The 18,452-nt window shown below is 60.0% G+C and carries 18 protein-coding genes and 2 pseudogenes; 12 read left to right on the top strand and 8 right to left on the bottom strand.

The window, feature by feature from the left end; translation table 11 throughout:
- Nucleotides 1-621 precede the first annotated feature (621 nt).
- Nucleotides 622-976, bottom strand: a pseudogene (locus Q319_RS25750) (IS4 family transposase); the annotation flags it as partial.
- Between the two features lie 47 nt (nt 977-1,023).
- Here Q319_RS25750 and Q319_RS0117920 point away from each other — a divergent pair.
- From Q319_RS0117920 to Q319_RS29165, 4 genes and pseudogenes are all read left to right on the top strand, one after another.
- Complete coding sequence (locus tag Q319_RS0117920) at nt 1,024-1,503, top strand: M15 family metallopeptidase (protein WP_051655527.1); 480 nt, start codon at nt 1,024-1,026, stop codon at nt 1,501-1,503.
- A 47-nt stretch (nt 1,504-1,550) separates the two neighbouring features.
- The gene (locus tag Q319_RS0117925; protein WP_034415694.1) at nt 1,551-2,492 is read left to right on the top strand and encodes an HNH endonuclease; all 942 of its coding nucleotides are present in this window, start codon (nt 1,551-1,553) and stop codon (nt 2,490-2,492) included.
- On the top strand, nt 2,485-3,606 hold the full coding sequence (locus Q319_RS0117930; protein WP_029483825.1) for an HNH endonuclease: 1,122 nt from the start codon (nt 2,485-2,487) through the stop codon (nt 3,604-3,606). Before Q319_RS0117925 ends, Q319_RS0117930 begins: the two co-directional genes overlap by 8 nt.
- A gap of 634 nt (nt 3,607-4,240) precedes the next feature.
- A pseudogene (locus Q319_RS29165) lies at nt 4,241-5,011 on the top strand (IS4 family transposase); the annotation flags it as partial.
- A 14-nt stretch (nt 5,012-5,025) separates the two neighbouring features.
- Here the strand turns inward: Q319_RS29165 and Q319_RS0117945 are convergent.
- Nucleotides 5,026-7,200 (bottom strand): recombinase family protein, encoded by a 2,175-nt coding sequence (locus Q319_RS0117945; protein ID WP_029483828.1) that lies wholly within the window; start codon nt 7,198-7,200, stop codon nt 5,026-5,028.
- 659 nt (nt 7,201-7,859) lie between these two features.
- Between Q319_RS0117945 and Q319_RS0117950 the strand changes: the two genes are divergently transcribed.
- The 5 genes from Q319_RS0117950 to Q319_RS0117970 all read left to right on the top strand — a co-directional run bounded on the left by Q319_RS0117950 (nt 7,860) and on the right by Q319_RS0117970 (nt 12,097).
- Nucleotides 7,860-8,846, top strand: a complete 987-nt coding sequence (locus Q319_RS0117950) for a phosphotransferase enzyme family protein (protein WP_162178672.1) — start codon at nt 7,860-7,862, stop codon at nt 8,844-8,846.
- A gap of 169 nt (nt 8,847-9,015) precedes the next feature.
- Entirely contained in the window at nt 9,016-9,546 is a 531-nt protein-coding gene (locus Q319_RS0117955) for an RNA polymerase sigma factor (RefSeq protein ID WP_029483830.1), read from the top strand.
- Nucleotides 9,543-10,247, top strand: a complete 705-nt coding sequence (locus Q319_RS0117960) for a hypothetical protein (RefSeq protein WP_029483831.1) — start codon at nt 9,543-9,545, stop codon at nt 10,245-10,247. Before Q319_RS0117955 ends, Q319_RS0117960 begins: the two co-directional genes overlap by 4 nt.
- 67 nt (nt 10,248-10,314) lie before the next feature.
- Nucleotides 10,315-11,049, top strand: a complete 735-nt coding sequence (locus Q319_RS0117965) for a hypothetical protein (protein ID WP_051655528.1) — start codon at nt 10,315-10,317, stop codon at nt 11,047-11,049.
- 424 nt (nt 11,050-11,473) lie between these two features.
- Nucleotides 11,474-12,097 carry a hypothetical protein gene (locus Q319_RS0117970; protein WP_029483833.1) on the top strand — a complete coding sequence of 208 codons (624 nt, stop codon included), beginning with the start codon at nt 11,474-11,476 and terminating at the stop codon, nt 12,095-12,097.
- Between the two features lie 110 nt (nt 12,098-12,207).
- On the opposite strand, the gene Q319_RS28355 is transcribed toward Q319_RS0117970, so the two are convergent.
- The 3 genes from Q319_RS28355 to Q319_RS0117980 are packed head-to-tail and all read right to left on the bottom strand — an operon-like array spanning nt 12,208 to nt 12,773.
- The gene (locus tag Q319_RS28355) at nt 12,208-12,393 is read right to left on the bottom strand and encodes a type II toxin-antitoxin system PemK/MazF family toxin (RefSeq protein WP_034415699.1); all 186 of its coding nucleotides are present in this window, start codon (nt 12,391-12,393) and stop codon (nt 12,208-12,210) included.
- Nucleotides 12,380-12,526: a hypothetical protein gene (locus Q319_RS28360; protein ID WP_211252387.1), complete on the bottom strand. Its 147-nt coding sequence runs from the start codon at nt 12,524-12,526 to the stop codon at nt 12,380-12,382. The genes Q319_RS28355 and Q319_RS28360 overlap by 14 nt, the downstream gene beginning before the upstream one ends.
- Nucleotides 12,527-12,578: 52 nt before the next feature.
- Nucleotides 12,579-12,773, bottom strand: a complete 195-nt coding sequence (locus tag Q319_RS0117980) for a hypothetical protein (RefSeq protein WP_156039437.1) — start codon at nt 12,771-12,773, stop codon at nt 12,579-12,581.
- 268 nt (nt 12,774-13,041) lie between these two features.
- On the opposite strand from Q319_RS0117980, the gene Q319_RS27360 reads away from it, so the two are divergent.
- The 3 genes from Q319_RS27360 (at nt 13,042) to Q319_RS0117995 (ending at nt 14,908) form a co-directional block, all read left to right on the top strand.
- Entirely contained in the window at nt 13,042-13,710 is a 669-nt protein-coding gene (locus Q319_RS27360; RefSeq protein WP_029483835.1) for a hypothetical protein, read from the top strand.
- A gap of 133 nt (nt 13,711-13,843) precedes the next feature.
- Entirely contained in the window at nt 13,844-14,374 is a 531-nt protein-coding gene (locus tag Q319_RS0117990; RefSeq protein WP_029483836.1) for a YccF domain-containing protein, read from the top strand.
- Between the two features lie 273 nt (nt 14,375-14,647).
- Complete coding sequence (locus tag Q319_RS0117995; protein WP_029483837.1) at nt 14,648-14,908, top strand: hypothetical protein; 261 nt, start codon at nt 14,648-14,650, stop codon at nt 14,906-14,908.
- Nucleotides 14,909-15,473: 565 nt separating this feature from the next.
- Here Q319_RS0117995 and Q319_RS24790 read toward each other — a convergent pair.
- From Q319_RS24790 to Q319_RS26450, 3 genes are read right to left on the bottom strand one after another with little or no spacing between them, the layout of a single operon-like run.
- Nucleotides 15,474-15,785: an HNH endonuclease gene (locus Q319_RS24790; RefSeq protein WP_029483838.1), complete on the bottom strand. Its 312-nt coding sequence runs from the start codon at nt 15,783-15,785 to the stop codon at nt 15,474-15,476.
- Nucleotides 15,786-15,804: 19 nt separating this feature from the next.
- The gene (locus Q319_RS0118005; RefSeq protein ID WP_029483839.1) at nt 15,805-16,374 is read right to left on the bottom strand and encodes a TerD family protein; all 570 of its coding nucleotides are present in this window, start codon (nt 16,372-16,374) and stop codon (nt 15,805-15,807) included.
- The gene (locus Q319_RS26450; RefSeq protein ID WP_162178673.1) at nt 16,371-17,816 is read right to left on the bottom strand and encodes an AAA family ATPase; all 1,446 of its coding nucleotides are present in this window, start codon (nt 17,814-17,816) and stop codon (nt 16,371-16,373) included. The genes Q319_RS0118005 and Q319_RS26450 overlap by 4 nt, the downstream gene beginning before the upstream one ends.
- Between the last annotated feature and the right edge of the window lie 636 nt (nt 17,817-18,452).

Raw genomic sequence — 18,452 nt, forward strand, 5'->3', positions numbered from 1 at the left:
ATGTATATCGCCGCTCTTAAAACTTCATACGAGGAATTACAAAGGCTGAGGCAGCAATCCGAGAATTTTCAAAACTCTGCCGCGTAAGGTCAGCTAAGCTCTCATTGCATAAAGGAGCCATAGCTGTACCCGGTGCAAGAAAACCACCTTTCCGAGGGGTGGTTTTTTTCTTTGATATGAACTGTAGCACTCGCTATTCACTTAATGCAAGAGACCCGGCGCTCAAAAAACAAAGTTTGTAATTTCAGGGCGGCGTAGTTTTGCTTTAGCTACTCACTTGTGAATTGATGTTTGCCATTATTGGGAAGCGTGCGTCGTTTATAGCGTGTCAGTCGAGATATTTACCTGGTTTTTTCTGCTAAAAAAATTTAATATGGATGCAAAATCACATAGTGAGTCAAAAAGATAAAGAATTGAATATTTTTTAAAAAATGCGGGATAATCAGAAGAATCCTAGTCTAATAGATTATTAAACCTGACAATTTAAAAATTTTCCAATTATGTAGAGAGTCACAATTCGATCTTTGCTTGGATCTACGCCCACCAAATGTTGCAGCAGGATGTTCTCTAGGGTACAAAAGCGGCAAGGAGCTGGATAAAACTCGGCCCAGACGTTCTCTGTCAAAATCCCAGATCCCGCAATGCCCGCTGTAGCGCATCCAGGCCCCGACGGAACAGGCTCTTGGGTGGATAGCAATGCGCCAACTTCTCTGCCGGTTCGCGGTCTTCCTCCTGTTCCCCCGTCAGACAGCACCACACAAAGGCCAGCACCACCACACCGAACAGAATGGTCATCCGTTGGGTGTCCATGACATGGCTGTCTTCCAAATGAAATCCTCTGGATTTCATCGCCTGGTGCATTTTCACACCCCCACCGCAGGGCATAGCGCTTGATGGCCTTCTCAGCCCGCCCATGATAGGCCAGATACAGAATATCGCCCTTGTGGTTTTTGCAAGCCAGCACGCGCATACTCAGCCTGCGCGCCCCTGCGCACACCCGCTTGGAACGTCGATCCGGGCCGCGTGCGCTTCAAGCCGCTGTTCCGCCGGATGTACGGCATAACTGCGGCGCAAGTGCAGAAGAGCCTGACCACCGTGAAATGGTTCGGTCAACCTCTGAAAGTCACCCGGATCAACGGGGTAGACCGCAGTCTGCGGGCTATGGCGGCTGAACTGGAGCGGTCACCGGAATTCCAGCCGTTCGTGTCCCCGAGCGCAGGAACGTTCCTGTGGCGGACGATTGCGGGTACCCCGCGCCTGAGTGTTCACTCTTTTGGGGGGGCAATTGATCTGAACGTGGCCCGGTCGTCGTACTGGGCGTGGAATGGATGTCAGGAAGGACAGCGGGGCATCGTGTACCGCAACGCGTTCCCGTTGGCTCTCGTGCAGGTCTTTGAGCGGCATGGGTGGATCTGGGGCGGACGCTGGTACTACCACGACACCATGCATTTCGAGTACCGCCCCGAACTGACTGGAGCGGAGGCCTGCCAGCAGAGACCCTGAGCGCAAACGAGATGGGATGGCGAGCCGCTGGAGCGTACTCTGTGCATATGCGGGTGTTCGTCGGGGTCACGGATGACCAATGGTTCGATTTTCTTGCCCGGCAGTCCAGGTGCGAAGAGGTGAACTTCTGGCGTCCCAGCGGTACGGGCTTTCAGGCCCTGGGTGAAGGCGAGCTGTTTCTCTTCAAGCTGCATGCGCCCCATCACTTCATCGTGGGCGGCGGTTTCTTCGCGCGGGCGCTGCAGTTGCCGATAAGCCTGGCCTGGGACTCTTTCGGCACTGCCAACGGCGTGGCTAACCTCTCCGAGATGCGCCGCAAGATCGGGAAGTATCGTCGTGAACCGGAGGCGACGCTGGGCAATCCGCCCATTACCTGCCTGATGCTGGCCGAGCCGTTTTTCTTTCCCCGCGACGAGTGGATCCCCGTTCCAGCGAGCTTCAAGTCCAACATCGTGGTGGGCAAGGGCTATACCACAACAGACGAGGAGGGGCGCAGGTTATTCGACGCCGTCACGGCACGTTTACAGTCCAGGGCGCAGCCCTTAGCAGAGCAGGGGCCTGCCACGGTGGCGGCCGTGGAGACGCCCCGGTTCGGCGCACCGCAGATCGTACGGCCCCGACTGGGGCAGGGCACCTTCCGTGCCCTGGTGACCGAGGCCTACGGCCGCCGCTGCGCCGTCACCGGGGAGAAGACCCTTCCGGTGCTGGAAGCGGCGCACGTCCAGCCCTATGCCAGCGGCGGTCCCCATGAGGTCAGCAATGGGCTGCTGCTGCGCAGTGATCTGCACCGCCTGTACGATCAGGGCTACATCACGGTTGAGCCGGACGAGCGCCGCCTTCTGGTCAGCCCCCGCATCCGCGAGGAATTCCAGAACGGACGGCACTACTACGCCCTGGAAGGACAGCGCATCGCGGACCCGCAGGAGAAATTTGCGCCTGTGACCCATCAGCGGCTGCTCTACCACGCCGAACACGTCTACCGTGCATGAGGGCCGCGAGGTGCTGGCCACGCTGCTGCGGCACGAGGCGAAATCCAACACCTACAAGTTCGCCCTGATCCGCGCCCTGAATGATCTCGCTCTGGACCATCCCTGGTTGCCGGAAGGAGACGTCGTCGTGCCGCTCCGCCGCGTGGCGGAGCGGTGGCTGGTCTCCTACTGGCCGTTCGTGGGTGAGCGGGAGATCCAGCAAGGGGCCAGATCCCGGCGAGACGGGGTCCTGCGTCAGGACATCAGCTTCCGGGCCGCCCTGACGCAGGTGCGTCTGGCCTGGGAAACCCTGCCCTATGCGCGCAGCCATCCGGCGGACGGCGCACTCCTGCTGGCGGAGTATCAGGCGGGTCGTGGGCGACTCAGTCCGGAACTGCGCACCCTGACGCAGCAGGCCCTCGTTGCCATCGCGCAGGCGGTGAAACAACCCGTCAAGTTCGCTGGGACGGGGGGCGTCCACAAAGTGTTTGGCCCCCTTGCTCCAGTGGCCACCTTGCCGGGGGTACCGCTCCCCGGCGCGCAGCCCGGCGAACTCGCCTTTGCCGTGCCTGCCACCCTGTGGCAGGCGCTGCAGGCGCTGTCCCTGTGGGTCGAGGCGCTGTGCCTTCAGCAGTGGAGTCTGTTCATTGAGCGCGTCGATCAGAGGCCCAGGGTCACCCGTGGAGAAACCTTCACCCTGCTGACGGCCACGCCAGACGCTCGGGTGCCGCTGACCTGGGAGCGCAACCAGGTGCGGTTGCTGCTGCTGGAGGGGACGCCACTCGCCTGTCCCTGGACAGGACACGTTCTCTGTGCCGACGCGTTCAATCTCGACCACCTGATCCCGGTTTCCGTCCATCCCATCAATGAACTGTGGAACCTGGTGCCGAGTGATCCCCGGCACAACCAGCACGTCAAACGCGCCCGCATTCCCGGAGAGGAGCGGCTGCGCCGGGCCTTGCCCATCCTGACGCAGACCTACGCGGCTTATACGGCTGCGCCGGGAATGGCCGTCAGTTTCCAGGAGGATGTGCGGCAGCGGTTCGGAAGCGTTCTGCCCGCGCCGCACCTCGCTCAGGAAGTCATTCGGATCAGTGACGCTGTTGCCCAGGCCCGCAATGTTCCCCGCTACTGATTGAGGCTAAGTGATGGTTGCTGATCTGGCCTGCAATGGGTACAGGTGCCGATTCAAGGCGCTTGGCGAACTGTTCAGCATTTCCAGTAAGGCGACCGATAAATGGGCGCTCACTGCTACGGTCAGCCTGTCCTGAGTGGTGCATTTTCCCCTACAGACGCGTGTTGACACGGCGCTGTTCTTCCGCACGAACAGCGAGTGATTGATGGATTGGTGCTCCTTGGATTGTGCGTGTTAGACACAGTCTGGCGCAGTCTGGAAGTGTTCAGGAATGAAGCGGGACCAGGATAACCTCGCTTGCCTTAGTTCGACTTTGTCCATTTTGCATAGTGAGCCTGTTGGCTGGGCATCACCAGGTTCAGAGATGTGTCGCGGCTTGAAGAGAGGGATGTCCGCCTGGAGGCGCAGAACCAGGCTTCTGTTCGCGGCTGTCGGCGCAGTGTCCAGACGGAGAGAAGACGCCGCCGACTTTTGCGATGTGCTGGTCAGATGGAGACATGGCAAAAGTCACCCAGTAAAATCTCCCCTGCCTCCTGAACGCACTTTCTCGTGTTCCCCCAATCTTAAAATTTCTCTAGGGTACAAAAGTTGAGGGTAGACAGGAAAAGTCTGCTCCAGTACGGTGTTTTCTGCAATGAAAGCCACCCAGAGCCGACGCCCACAGGATAACCTGTTTGACCTCCTCCGCCCTCACTTTGGCCTTGATCCCCGTAGGCTGACTGTCTTGAGCGCCCTGATCCTTGCCCTCGTCGAAGCTCGAACCGTCGTCCTGTGGAAACTGCTGCCGATCATTCACTTGGACGGGAGCGAAAACACTGTCTATAAGAGGCTCAAACGCTTTCTTCAGTTTGAGCTGGATCAGCTCCTGATCGCTCGCTTTGTCCTGTCCTTTCTCCAGGATCAGAAGCAGTTGCTTCTGATCCTGGATCGCACGAATTGGAAATGGGGCAAGCAACATCTGAACATTTTGATTTTGAGTGTCTCCTGGCGCACGTTTGCGCTCCCTCTCGCGTGGGTGTTGCTGCCGCACGGCGGCAATAGCAACACCACCACCCGAATTGCACTGGTCAAAAGTGTTCTTCCCCTTCTAGATGGCAAAAAACTGTCCTTGCTGGCAGACCGTGAATTCATCGGGCAGGACTGGTTTCAGACCTTGAAACGGTTGAACATCGCCCCATGTATTCGCCTGAAAGCGGACACACTGGTTGATGGGATACCCGTATGGGCGCTGTTCAAAAACCTTGAACCTAGCGAATATCGCTGCTGGTACAAACGCATGAAGATTTACGGCGTGAAGTTGCGCGTGCTGGCCCGCAAAAATCACAAGGGCGACATCCTGTATCTGGCCTATCACGGGCGGGCCGAGAAGGCCGTCAAGCGATACGCCCAAAGGTGGGGCTGTGAGACGGGCCAACACGACTACGGTGATACATCTCGAACCTCCAGTGTGTCCATCATCGAAGTGGCCTTGTCGATCCACCGACGGTGGCATCGAGCGCCTACAGGTTCAGCTCTCAAGGCTTGGAGTCGACGAACCTCAGCATCGTCCGCCCAGATGCGCCAGGTTCCACCACGTTCCAGTTGCTCGCCCTTCACGACGGCCCGGCGGAGCCAGGTGTACAACGTCACGACTGGCATCTTCAGCGCCTGGGCGAGCCCATCGAGCGTCCACCAGTCCCCCGCTCGCGGGGGACGCCTTGCAGGGACGGCACGTCCGTCCGTCCCCTTTGAAAACTGTAGTCCTAAACGTTGAGCGAGACTCCGAACCTGAGACACATTCCAGGTGGTCCGTCGCTTCGGTGGCCGCAACCCGGCCGCATTCAGTTCGTCAGTGACCTCCAGTACGGTTTTTCCTTGTGTCACCCCGGCACCCACCCGTTGACACACCTCCGCGTAGGTGCTGACCTGATCGAGCCGGGCCACTGGGCGGATCACCTGGCCTTCGGTCACGTGATCACCCTGCCATTCGATGCGCACATCCAACCGCTCATCGTTGGCATCTCCCCACAGGGTGATCCGCTGGATCACCAACCGCAGGATCTCCTTGCGGTCCTGCATGGTCGTGGTCGACGCCGACCATAACGCCGGCAAGGCCGTCGAAAGCGTTTGTACCTGACAGATCTCGTCGGTGGTCAGCTGCCGAGGTCGCAGCTGAACGTGGCGCTCGTACTCCTCCTTCAAGGTTCTTTCTGCCTCCAGAGCCTGCTCCCAGGCGCGTTCCAGGGAACGCGCGACGAGACGGTGCTCCGGTTCCACCCCCTGATACTGCCGGGCCGCACGCGCAGCCTCATACTGCGCCCGCTCCAGGCGGGCGTGCCAGTGCCGATCCAGTGCTTCGCGGTCCTGGTTCAAGGTCCTTTGCGCTTCCAACGAGAGCGCCACGCTGGCGGGCGTGAGGGCATCAAGCAGTTGAGTTGTGACCCAGCGGTCCACGGCTGCACCCGTGCAGCTGAAGCAGGGTGGGCCAGCGTAATCTGTGACGTGTCGCATGCAGCTGTAACGCACGGCTGATCCCGTGGGCGCGTTCGGGTAGGAAATCACCATCCGGTGTCCGCAGTGCCCACAGATCAGCAGTCCGCTGAGCAGCCCGGTGCCCCGTTTCGGGGCACCCGACAACGACGCGACATTGCGATTGGCAGCCATACGAGCGACATGTTCCTGGTACTGCTCCCAGCTGATGTAGGCAGGAACATGATCTCTCAGCAGGACATGCCACTGGTTCGGCGGAAGCGTGACCCGTCCCGTCGAGCTTCGCCCAGCGAGCTTTTTCCGGGGGTCGGTCTGCCGCCGGCCATACGCATACACTCCAGCGTACATCGGGTTGTGCAGCAGATTCTGCAGGGTCATTCGGTTCGGTCGGCGCCACGTCAACAGGCCACCACCGGCGCGCGTCCGCTCGCGGACGCCCAGCTGAACCTGATGTTCGACCAGATACTGGAGCAGCGCATGCAGCGTCCCCAACTCCTCGAATTTCCGGAAGATCAGCCGAATCACCTGCTGCACCTGCTCGTCCGGATCCATCTGAATCTGACCGTAAGCGTCACGAATGTAGCCAGTCGGCGTGGGTGCACCCAGCGCCCCTCGGCGGGCTTTGTTGAGTTTGCCTTGGTGCATCCGGTTCTTGAGAATGTGCAGTTCCGCTTCGCTCATGGTGCCTTTCAGGCCGAGAAGCAGACGGTCGTTGTAATCAGCCGGGTTGTAGATCCCATCCGCATCCCCGATCAGCGTCTGGAACAGGGCGCACACCTCCAGAAGATGGTGCCAGTCGCGGTTAGAGCGGGCCAGACGGCTCATCTCGATGCCAAGGATCAAACCGACGTGACCGAGGCTCACCTCGGTCACCAGACGGGTGAAGCCTGGACGACCAGTCGCTGTCGTTCCAGATTTGCCCTGGTCATCGTCGATGACCAGCACGCGGTCGGGGGCCCAGCCCAAGTCAGCGGCGTGGTGGACGAGCGCGTACTGCAACCGAGTGGATTCCTGATGGTGCTGAAGTTGGGCCAGCGTGGATTGGCGCACATAAACGATGGCGAGCCGATCGAGGTGGTTCACCTCGATCTTGTGATGGCGCCGCAGGTCAGTGAGCGCGGTCATGAGGTTCCTGCGTCTTGTCCAGGTCGGTCAGGTCGGTCGACCGAAGTTGCCGTTCCAGCAGCCGAACCAGCGCTTGTAAGAGGCGCTGTTGACGTGCTGGGGACAAGCTCAGCCAGAGGGTCGGCGGGGGGGGAGATTGGGTCCGGGCATAAGTGACCGTCCTGTATAGGAGCCGCAGCTCCGCTGCGGTGGAGGAAGCGAGCGAGCCGAACGAGGCTGTCCACCCCAATGATAGGCCGTGTAGCTTCCATCTTTACAGCTGTACTGGTGTTGGGACGTGGAAACGATGCATCAAGCGATGAAATCCAGAGGATTTCATCTAGAAGACAGCCATGTCACGGACACCGGGCGAATGACCACCTTGTTCGGCGTGGTAGTGCTTGCCTTTGTGTGGTGCTGCCTGACCGGGGAACAGGAAGAGAGCCGCGAACCGACAGAGAAGTTGGCGCATGGCTACCCCCCCAAAAGTCTCTTCCGCCGGGGTCTAGATGCGTTACAGCGAGCTTTGCGAGACTTTGGATTCGGACAAAGAACGTCTGGGCCGAGCTTTACTCAGCTCCTGACTGCTTTTGTACCCTAGAGAATCTTAAAATGGACAAAGTCGAGCTTAGGCCACCTGGCCCATGCGTCTGCTGCGGCCTGGCAGGTACGGTGGCCTCATGCTGCCCGCCATCGCACGCAAATCGGTCACAGGCGTGTTGCCCTCCCTGCTGGCCCGCTTTGATATGCCGGGCGCACAGGCGCTGGGTGGCTTCGAGAGCGCCGTGTTCGCTACCCCGCAGCGGATCCTCAAGTTGACCCACACCCTGCGCCGTGAGGGGGCGTTCATCGAGTCCGAACTCCATTTCACGCGCTATCTGGCCGAACACGGTCTTCCCGTCGCCCACCCCCTGCCGTCATCGGCTGGACGCTGGATCGAGCTGTCCCCTGACCCGGAGGGCGGAAGCTGGCTAGCCTACGCGTTCACCCGGCTTCCCGGTCATCCGTTACAGGCCGAGCACCTGACGCCCACCGTGATCAGCGCCTGGGGACGGCTCACGGGACAACTGCATGTGCTGGCCCGCCGCTACATCCCAGATCCACACCTGCCCCGCCGTCGGCCCTGGCACACCGAACCCATGCTGGACCTGCGGCGGTTGCCTCCTGGCCTGGACGAACAGCGGCGGCGTGGTCAGACGCTGATTGAGCGGGTGAAAGCGTGGACGCGCACACCCGAGAACTATGGTCTGATTCAATCTGACCTGCACGGCGACAACCTGCACTGGGACGGTCAAACGCTGTACGCCTTTGATTTCGACGACTGCGAGTTCCACTTCTTTCTGAATGACCTGGCGGTGAGCCTCCACAGTGTGGCCCAGCTGGTCCCCCCTGGAGAGGACGCGGCGGCCTTCTGTCAGCGTTTTCTGGAGATCTATCTGCCCGCCTACCAGGAGGTCTGTCCATTGCCCCCGGAGTGGCGGGAGGTGATGGCCAATCTGCTGCGCCTGCGCGACGTGCTCATGTTGGGGGTACTGGCCGAGGCGTGGGGCATTGGTACCCCGCATGAAACGTTTGAAGAGGAGGGGGACCTGGACATCTTCTGGCGCTATGCCCGGCGGGTGGGCCGGGGCGAAGCCATCTGCAACATCGACTGGGCAGGTCTATAAACCGCACCGGGGCGTGCGTCAACACCTGGCCAAAGCAACCTGAACGGCTTCGGGCCTGAACTCCTCCGTGTGCCGCTTGCGCTGCCCCTCGGAGGCCCGGTCTCAGCCGGGTGAATCCAATCGGCATCGCGGCGCGTATCTTTGAGTGGAAGCCCATGATGGCCCAACCATGACGGATGAACCCACGCTGATGCTGCGGCTGAGTCACGGAGACGAGGATGCGCTGGCCGAGCTGTACGCCCGGCTGGGCGGCCATGTTCACGCCCTGGCCTGGCGACTGCTGGGGGACCGCGAGGAGGCACAAGAGGTGCTCCAGGACACGTTCGAGCGCCTTTTCCGGCGTGCCCACCAGTACCGTCCCGAACTGGGATCGCCGCGCGCTTTTGTGTACACGGTGGCCCGCAACGAGGCCCTCAGCCGCCTGCGGGCGCGGGGGGCGCGTCCTGTCCTGGCAGGCGATGAGGGGCTGCTGGGCGAGATGCCGTCTCCCAGTTCCAGCCCGGATTTGGACACCCACATGGTGGTTCAGAATGCGCTGGTTCGCCTGTCCGAACACGATCAGGCGCTGATTCACGATTCTTTCTTCCTGGGCCTCAGCCACGGCGAAATTGCGAGTACGCGCGCCCTACCGCTCGGGACGGTCAAAACGCGCGTGCGCCGCGCCCTGGCAAGAATGCGACGCACCCTGGAGAGATCATGAACGCCCCGCACCCTGACGTGAATGTGCTGCGGGCTTACGCGGTGGGCGACTCGAATGGCCCAGCGCAGGCACAAACCGAGGCCCACCTGCTGAGCTGCGCGGCGTGCCGGGCGCAGGTGGTGATGTGGCGGGATGAACTCGCGGCTCAGGTGGAGGCGCTGCCACGGGCGGGCGAGTTACCGCCGCTACGCCGAACGCTTCGGCTGTCAGCGCGAGCCGCTCCGGGCCGGGCCGCTGGAAGGGGGCCACGTTCCTTCACGCGTCCATCTGCTTTCGCTCTGCCTGTCATTCTCGCGCTGCTGGGTGCGGGGGCCATCGGCTGGGGCGGCTGGCAGGGAAGCCAGGCCAACGCCCTGCGTGCCGAGCAACGTCAGGTGGCGGGCTGGCTGGCGCAACCGGGGGTGTCCGTGGTGGGTCTGCGGGCCAAAGACCAGCCCACCGCCAGACACCTGCTGCTGCTGCCCAGCCGCGAGGTGCTGTTCGTCTTGCCACCGCCCGCGCCGGGCAAGGTCTATCAGGTCTGGGTGGCGTCGAACTGGAAACGCGGCGATCCCCTGACCCCCACCACCCGCAGTGCCCGTGGTGTCCTGGCCGCCAGCATGGGCGGCGGCGATTACGTGTGCGTCAGCCTGGAGGACGCGGGGCGCGACATGACCGGGCAGACCAGGCCGACGCTGATTCTGGGGTGGGCCAGCCTCTAAAGTGAGGTCAAGGGTGAGATTGAATCCAAACAGACCTCCGCCGCGTTTCTAGAAGTGGAGGCTCCCCATGATCAAGACCAAGACTGTCCACACCGCCGCCCTCGCCCTGTTCGCCACCCTGGCCCTGGCCAGCCCCACGTTTGCCAGCGCGGCCACCTCGCAACTGGACTTGCGCCAGGACGCCAAACTGGGCACCATCCTGACGGGCGACAAGGGCATGACCCTGTACCTGTACACCAAGGACACGCCGAATGTGACCAACTGCTACGAGCAGTGCGCCGTGGCCTGGCCCCCGCTGCTGTCTGACGCGCTGCCCAAACTGCCTGCCGGGATGCCCGGCAAGCTGAGCCTAGTGAAGCGCAAGGACGGCGCGCAGCAGGTGGCCTACAACGGCTGGCCGTTGTATTACTGGGTGCGGGACCAGAAGGCGGGCGACACCACCGGGCAGGACGTGGGCAAGGTCTGGTACGCGATCAACCCTGGCCCCACGGTCAGCACCACCAAAGGCGGTGAACTGGGTGAATACCTGGTTGCCCCGGACGGCATGACCCTGTATCTGTTCACCAAGGACGAGAAGGGGGTCAGCACCTGTTATGATGGGTGTGCCACCGCCTGGCCCCCGCTGCTGACCTCTTACCTGCCCGCCGAGAAAGGCGGCAAACTGGGGACCACCGCCCGCAAGGACGGTGCACTTCAAGTGACGTATGACGGGAAACCGCTGTATTTCTGGGCCAAGGACAGCAAACCCGGTGATACCACCGGGCAGAACGTGGGCAAGGTCTGGTTCGTGGTCAAACCCTGAGACCCGGTCTCAGTTCAAAGGTGACGCACCATGTAATCCGTCCTCGCCTGGGAGTCCTGCGGCGAAAAAGCCTCCTGCAGAGCGGTGCGGATTACCCTCCTCTGACGTCTATCAGGGCAAGACACGATTTGATACTGATGACGAATCGTGTCTCTCCCCCTTCAAAGTAGCTGTCCTCTGAACGGGCCGTCCTGAGTCTTCCTCACCCAAACATTTTGAACCCGGTGCATAGATTTGACAGATCGCGAATACCGGGCTATGTTAGAGAAATCAAGGCGGCCTCTGGGCCGCTTTTTCCATTGACTGCATCCCCCTGGTGTCAGACAGGTCCAGATTGCCGGACGCCGTGTCAGAGAGGTTGATCGGACATTCTTTCGTGTTCGACTTCATTGTCTGTAGGACAGCGAACGACCATGCTGACGTTATGCCGACGACGGGTGAGCTGCTCAACCCCCTGGCCCTGTGCGGCAGAGTGGAAGACGCCGCGCGCCGCGAGGTGCTGATGCGCGGCGTGCTGGGCCACCTGTCCTCCGATGATCCTGGCCCCGAGTCTGAGGCCGATCCTGACTGGGAAGACGTGCAGGCCCTGCTGGTTCCCCGCACGCCACCTGCCCGCATCGGGGCACCGTGGGTCCGTCCGGCAGCCAAACCAGGCCTGTGGCTGTTCGCTGCCGATCAGAGTACAGATCTGGAATGCGGCGAGTTTGTGGAATGGGCCTGGCCGCTGGGCGGCACCGAGCAGCCGGTGCTGGGCGTGGTGGAATTGCAGGAACCGCTGATGATCCGGGTTCACCGCTCGTTCTACGCTGACGCGGGCCGCCCGGTCCCGGCTTTTCTGCGGGCTTACGACGGCCTGCTGGTGCTGGGCGTGAAGGAGAAGCGGGCCCGCTGTTTGGTGCAGCAGATGGACTCGCTTGCGCTGCTGGACCTCGTGGTATCGAGCTATCAGCGCCGCGGCGAGCTGCGCCACCCCGAGGCGTATGTCGAAGCCCGCCTCAAAGATCTGAAATTGGCAGAAGTGCCAGAGGCGCTGGCCTCGGCGGAGTGACGGAATGGTAAACCGGCCTGTTCCCTTTTGCTTGTCCCAGGGACCAAGTTGAGTTGGCTCTGTGCCTCCGGCGCTTTCAACAGGAAAAAGCGTCCGGCGTTGTGCCTGGATTACACGCTGAAGATGAGCCGCGCCGCCGCATGTACCGGGGCGTAGTCCTCTGGAGTCAGGAGGCCTAGGTAACGGGACACCCGCGAGGCATCGAGGGCACGCGTCTGGTCGATCAACACAACGCTGGGCACCCGCAGGCCACCGGCCCCGACCTGCAATACGGGATACAAGTCAGGAGCCGCCATCACCCAGGGTTGCCCCCGAAAGGTCGTTACCGGGGCGAGCGCCGCCCAGCGGCAGCCCCACCAGAACCGCAGGCTGTGGTCCCTCCTGTTCGTGCTCGCTGGGATCGTGTTCGGGAAAGCTGGCCACGAACACGGCCCCTGGTGTGAGGATAGCCGTTACTCGTCCCCGATGATGAGCTCGCCGTCTAGCCCCACCGCACTGGCTCGCCCAGGGTGTAGGGATCGGCACCGCCCCAGTCGTACGGCTCGAATTCGCCCAGGTGAGAGGCGTCCCCATCCATCCACGCCTGTGCCTCGTGGTCGGGTCCTGACACCGTGACCGCATTCGACAAGGTGCCCAGATAGTTCAGCTCGTTGGTCAGTTCTTTAACTGTATTCATGACGGTCCCCAGGGTGCCCAGATCCACGCGGCTGGTTGCGCCGCGCCCTAGGGACGTGGCCGATGTGCTCACTGACCCGGCCGCGCGCCGCCTGCGCTCCGTAGCCAAATCGGTTGCTTAGTTTCTCTGTGCATGTGTCAACGGTTTGATCGGGGAATTCGTCAGAATTCTGTTTTTATCTTTTTCGTATTTTACTCATTATTCGTTAATCCAATGAATGATTGGCTGCCATTCCGCTCCACGATCCGGTTCGCCTGAGGAGTCACCCATGACCGCCCCCGACCCACTGTCCCTCCCCCACGTTCCGTCCACGGGACCAACTTTCCATACCCAAACTGAAATAGACCTGCGTCGGCGCCTTGAACAGGAGGAACTCGCGAAACTCCAAGAAGAAACCATCCGCGCGGAAATCCGCGCCAGACTGCAGGCCCAGATAGTTACACCTATCACCGATGGAGTCGGCGGCGGTACAGAAGAAAATCAAACAAACACAGTTATTTCTACTGCCAATCCAAACGCTACAGATGATGTTCGCATCAAGCAGGAGGATCAAATCAGCCGCAAAGTTGAAGACCAACCCTGGTTTTTTATCATCATGGTTGGACTCATTGCACATGGCGTCGCCAGGGAAATCTCGATAGCCCTGATGGTGAATTTTGACCTTATCACGAATATGTGGGCTCTCTACATTTCCAATGGTCTCGTCGGTGCCATTACTGTCTTTGCAGCGATACAAGTCGTCAAAAAGCCCAAAGTTAAAACTGTCAAATACTTCGCTGTAGGTACCATTGTGTTTTATATGCTGAATGGCCTTATAGAGGCATTTAGCAATGGTACGCCATCACTGATGCATGGACTCACGCTTTCGGTCGGTGCCTATGCGGCACTCGGCAACTTTTTAGAAGACCACAGTAAAGACGGCGAGAAGGTTGGATAACGCTTTCCATGCAGCAGGAATGTGGATCTCTGCGCTGTATATAGCTGTTTTACAGAGTCCCCGTCAATATTCCATTGAAAAGATCTGCTCTGCTCTGCAGGTTCACCCTTCAGCACGATGCCAGGAGACCCAGATGACGACCCCCGACCTGATGGCCCTCACTCCCGTTCCCTCTGCTGCCCTCACACCTATGCCAGCCAATTCTGAAGCCGAACTGCGTCACCGGATAGAGCAGGAAGAACGCGCCAAATTGCAGCCCTTGACGGTGCCCATGGCACCCGCAGAATTGAGCCTCCGGGAGCGCATTGAACAGGAAGAACTCGCGAAATTCCAGGAAGAGCAGATGCGTGCAGAAATCCGCGCTCGCCTGACCGCCCAGCACTTCACTCCTGTCGCCCAGCTTGCTCCTGCCACCGCGCCCGCTCCGATCATCGTCAATGTCACCAATAGCAACGTTGCCACGGCAACCGCCAGTGCTACCGTCGGCAGCGCCGCCGCCAGCAAGCATCCCTCCACCATCATCCGTGTCCTCTACTTCTGCTTCTTCGGTTGGTGGATCGGGCCCACGTGGCTCCTAGTCGCTGTCCTCTTATGCTGCAGTGTCATCGGCCTGCCCATTGGCGTCCTTATGTTCAGCAAAACTGTCGACGCTTTTTTCCTCTGAACAGCCCAGACTCGGACTCACAGTCACGCGCCTCGTCGTACATACCTGAGACGTATTCCATGTGTTAGGGAGGTACCTCTGTTGGCCACGAGCCTTGATACCCCATGTTGCTCTTTGCGCTCGTCGTATTGATAGATGAGCTGAGGCAACAGAATCTTTGAGATAAAAAGAGATCACGCTCTGTTACGTTATAGACGTAACAGAGCGTGATCTGTCAAGATTTGGTCGGCGCTTCCCGGGCCGGCGCGGCATTACACGTATTCTGATGGCACCATGCGCCTGCCTGACCTGACCCCAACTGAGTTGGCTGACCTGCTGGCCCGCGCGTACGCTGCCGATCACGGCAATGGCGACGACGCTCCCAGCGCTATGGAACGCACCGCCCTGGCGGACTACCTGGGTTGCCGTGACGACGCGCGGGACGCCGCGTTTGCCGTATGGTGCTTGGAGCTGGACGGCGTGACCGAGGACGAAGCTGAATACTGGCTGGACGTGGAGTTCATTGAGCCGTGCCACGAGGAACGCGCTGTCTGAAGGTGGTGGCGATGGGTCACCTGAACCATTTGGGCAGCTTCTCACCGCTTTAGTTCAGCCCAGTTCCCAACATCCCAGGCAGCAGCATCCCAGATATCTCCACCAGGGTGATCCCAGCATCAACCTGCCCACATGCGACCGTAGGTGTGTGGAACCCTGGATTGAACAGAGCGTCACCGAATTGACCGAGCTGTACCGCCACCGTGGGTGATCTTCCCGAATACCCACCCCTACAGCTTGAGATGGCGCATAGGCGCAGGCGAGAGCCACGTCATGGTGTGGAGTGCCTGGTAGAAACAGCAGGCGCTGTCAGAAGTAGACCGGGTGGCCTACTTTCAGTGCTTCCCACCTCCACCTCGGTGGCTGCAATGGGTGCTGATTGCGATGTGGGAGTTGCAGCCCTGGGAAGCATAGGATTTCGACTACCAGCCGTATTTTGCGCGTGCGGATGATCTTGGATTCGGGACGCAGGAAGAATTTGAGGGTGACCTTGAGGACCCCGTCTGGCTGGAACGAGATTAGAAAGGGTCATCGTCTGAAACAGTGCAGCGCTGCCCCTGGTCCATTACGGAATGACGCTTTCGAACAGCGTGCCCCGGCGGTCCTCCGTGACGTCCCGAAACAGTTCAGGGAACAGGCTGGGCATGCCGCGCCGGGCGCAGCGCAGGTGGTACTCGATGTGGGCGTGGTAGCGCTGGGAAGGCAGCACCAGCAGGTTGGCGGGATCGTTGTTGGTGCTATCGCCGTCGCGGTGGTGGACGATCTCACCGGGGGCCAGGGGACGGGCCAGCATTTGCTCGGCCAGAACACGGTGCAGGGCGCGGACTTTGCCCGCCGTCTTGTCACGCACCTTGCGGTAAACCTTGCGCCGCTTCATCCCCTGGCCTCCCCGACGGTTAGGACACCTGTATGCCGAAGTTCGTGACGACTGCCTCCAGCCCCCCCTTGAAGCCCATGCCCAGGGCGCGAAACTTCCATGCACCATTGTGACGGTACAGCTCGCCGAACAACATGGCGGTGACCTGGGTGAAATCCCGCTGCAACTCGAAGCGGGCCAGTTCCTCGCCGTCCTCCAGGTTTTGCAAGCGGATATAGGCCCCATCCACCAAGCCGAAGTGCTTGTCTTCGGCGTCGTGAATGGTCACGCAGATGACCACCTTGGCGATCTCGGCGGGCACCCGGTCCAGCCGCACAGTCAGCCGCTCATCGTCCCCATCGCCCGCGCCGTCCTGATTGTCGCCGCCGTACCGCACGCTGAGGGCTGGGTCACTGGGATTGTTGTAGAACACCAGATCCTCTTCTCTTTGCAGTTTCCCATTGGCCTGCACCAGCAGGGCGCTGGCATCCAGATCAAATGGGGCGGTGCCTGCCGGAAAATTCCACCCCAATCCCACCCGGACCAGACTGAGGCCCGGACGGTCTGCCGTCAGGGAAACGTTTGCGCCGGGCGCCAGAGAAGCGCTCATGCGCGGCCCTTCTGCGCGGCCCCAGCACCCGAGCGCTCGAACAGCCAGGCGATATCGGCCAGGTCAATAAAGGACAGGTCCTCAGGCGTGGGCTTGTGGATGGTCATCAGGCGGGCAGCCTGATGCTTGAGGATGGTCTCGAAGACATTGCGGACATCGCGGGCATTGCCGAAGTTTGGCCCGCGCCCGGCGTACATCTGTTCGAAGTGGGCTTTGAGCTGGTAGTTCGCCATTGGGGTGGACGCATAGCCATTTTTCTCGCTCATGTATGTGAAGATATTGAGCAACTCGTCGCCCGTGTAGTCGTCGAAGTGGACGTAACGGTTGAAGCGGGAGCGTAGACCGGGATTGGTTTCCAGAAAGGCGTTCATCTGCTCGGTATAGCCCGCCACGATCACCACCAGATCGTCACGGTGGTCTTCCATGCTCTTAAGCAGGGTGTTGATGGCCTCCTGACCGTAGGAGTCCTTCTGATCCGCCTTGAGCGCGTACGCCTCGTCGATAAACAGCACGCCGCCGCGCGCCTCCTGCACCACGTCCTGAACCTTGAGGGCGGTCTGACCAACGTAGCCCCCCACCAATCCACTGCGGTCCACTTCAGTCAGGTGGCCTTGTTCCAGCAGGCCCAGTTCTCGGTAGATCTGCGCGATCAGCCGGGCCACGGTGGTCTTACCCGTCCCTGGATTGCCAGTGAAGACCATGTGCAGGGTCATCGGCATGGCGGGGAGTCCGGCCTCCTGACGCATCTGGCGGACGCGCACCAGATTGGTCGCCGCAGTGACTTCTTCCTTGGCGCGGTGCAGACCAATCATGGTGCGCAGCTCGGTGAGCAGCGTGTCGAGGTCGGGCTTCGATGTGTCCTGAACTGCCATGGCAGCCCTTGGCGCAGCCTGAACTTCTGGAACAGCTTGCTTCACAGCAGCTCCAAATTGCTGCCTGTGTAAGGCCCTGAATTTGTCCTCCAGACTCTTAAGCTTAGCCATCATCTTGCTGAGCTGGCGGACCTCAAATTCTCCCCTCATGCTGTCTGCCGCAATCACCAAATTGCCGAATTCCTCGAGGTCTTTAAAAATCCCTGCTGTTTCGTCCGTTCCCGACTTGAGATCGAGCGCGATGGAGGCTGCAAGCATCGGAAGGGCCTGATCTACACTATCAAGCTGGTCATAAGTTTTATCAAAATCGGTAATTAGATTCGAGATGAGTGCATTCTGAAAGTGAAGCCCATTAGGGAGTATTGATTTGATAAAATTGATCTCGCCATCGGTAATTCTACCGTCCGAACGCATGATCTTACTTGCGAAGATCATAAGATAGGTCGACAATGCTTCGGCAAAACCCGGGCTTTCATCCACATGATCCCAAATCCCCGAATCTTCGACAGATTGGAAATAGGTTCTAAGCTGACTTGCAATTTCCCTGGCACGCGCGGCAAGACTATTCACAGATAACGATTTTAGCGTCTGGAGACGGCATTGCGGTGGCAATGGAACGGAATATCGGGATCTGCTGTCCGTGATAAAGCCATAAGCCGTCCAGGAGCTGACTCCGAACGGTCCCCCTTCTCCGAAGGTCTGTTTAGGAAACCCTGCGATCCAGACGAGTCCAAACAGTAATCAACGCAGGTATGTTTCGGCTCTCTGTCTCGTTGATACCGCAATGCAGCAGCCTGTGATTCAGCAAAATTGTCGCCTAGAATTGCCTGTACTTCAGCGGTGGTGTGTGGCGGGCGTGATGACACTTACGTGTTGTGTGATTGCAGATGTCTACCGTCCGGCGAGAAAGAACGCGGCATAACTAGCATCGGACCGGGCTTGATAGCAGCTCACCAGCTCAGAAAGGAGGGAGTCTCCTGGGGACGCTGCTGATACTGAGTGGAAGCGCTCTTTTGATCAGCTATCCAAGTCTGCGCTACAATCGTGCTACCCCTAAGGCAAAAGACATTCGCCAAAGGGAAACCCCCCATGGGAGCCTGCAAGCTCGTAATCCACAGAGGGTCTCGGAAACAAGAATTTTTCCCGTGTCGAGCGGGAGGCCTTCGCCTATGTCCATGATACGCCTCATGGAGCATTCTGGTCAAT

The sequence above is a fragment of the Deinococcus marmoris DSM 12784 genome (assembly GCF_000701405.1).
In the GTDB taxonomy this organism is placed as follows: Bacteria; Deinococcota; Deinococci; order Deinococcales; family Deinococcaceae; genus Deinococcus; species Deinococcus marmoris.

What these genes read in the sequence shown, in the direction of transcription:
- Q319_RS0118005 (WP_029483839.1), bottom strand. Translation starts at nt 16,374, where the DNA reads ATGAGCGCTTCTCTGGCGCCCGGCGCAAACGTTTCCCTGACGGCAGAC.
- Q319_RS0117980 (WP_156039437.1), bottom strand. Translation starts at nt 12,773, where the DNA reads ATGAATACAGTTAAAGAACTGACCAACGAGCTGAACTATCTGGGCACC.
- Q319_RS28355 (WP_034415699.1), bottom strand. Translation starts at nt 12,393, where the DNA reads ATGGCGGCTCCTGACTTGTATCCCGTATTGCAGGTCGGGGCCGGTGGC.
- Q319_RS0117950 (WP_162178672.1), top strand. Translation starts at nt 7,860, where the DNA reads ATGCTGCCCGCCATCGCACGCAAATCGGTCACAGGCGTGTTGCCCTCC.
- Q319_RS0117990 (WP_029483836.1), top strand. Translation starts at nt 13,844, where the DNA reads ATGACGACCCCCGACCTGATGGCCCTCACTCCCGTTCCCTCTGCTGCC.
- Q319_RS0117945 (WP_029483828.1), bottom strand. Translation starts at nt 7,200, where the DNA reads ATGACCGCGCTCACTGACCTGCGGCGCCATCACAAGATCGAGGTGAAC.
- Q319_RS0117960 (WP_029483831.1), top strand. Translation starts at nt 9,543, where the DNA reads ATGAACGCCCCGCACCCTGACGTGAATGTGCTGCGGGCTTACGCGGTG.
- Q319_RS0117970 (WP_029483833.1), top strand. Translation starts at nt 11,474, where the DNA reads ATGCCGACGACGGGTGAGCTGCTCAACCCCCTGGCCCTGTGCGGCAGA.
- Q319_RS0117925 (WP_034415694.1), top strand. Translation starts at nt 1,551, where the DNA reads ATGCGGGTGTTCGTCGGGGTCACGGATGACCAATGGTTCGATTTTCTT.
- Q319_RS27360 (WP_029483835.1), top strand. Translation starts at nt 13,042, where the DNA reads ATGACCGCCCCCGACCCACTGTCCCTCCCCCACGTTCCGTCCACGGGA.
- Q319_RS0117955 (WP_029483830.1), top strand. Translation starts at nt 9,016, where the DNA reads ATGACGGATGAACCCACGCTGATGCTGCGGCTGAGTCACGGAGACGAG.
- Q319_RS0117995 (WP_029483837.1), top strand. Translation starts at nt 14,648, where the DNA reads ATGCGCCTGCCTGACCTGACCCCAACTGAGTTGGCTGACCTGCTGGCC.
- Q319_RS24790 (WP_029483838.1), bottom strand. Translation starts at nt 15,785, where the DNA reads ATGAAGCGGCGCAAGGTTTACCGCAAGGTGCGTGACAAGACGGCGGGC.
- Q319_RS0117965 (WP_051655528.1), top strand. Translation starts at nt 10,315, where the DNA reads ATGATCAAGACCAAGACTGTCCACACCGCCGCCCTCGCCCTGTTCGCC.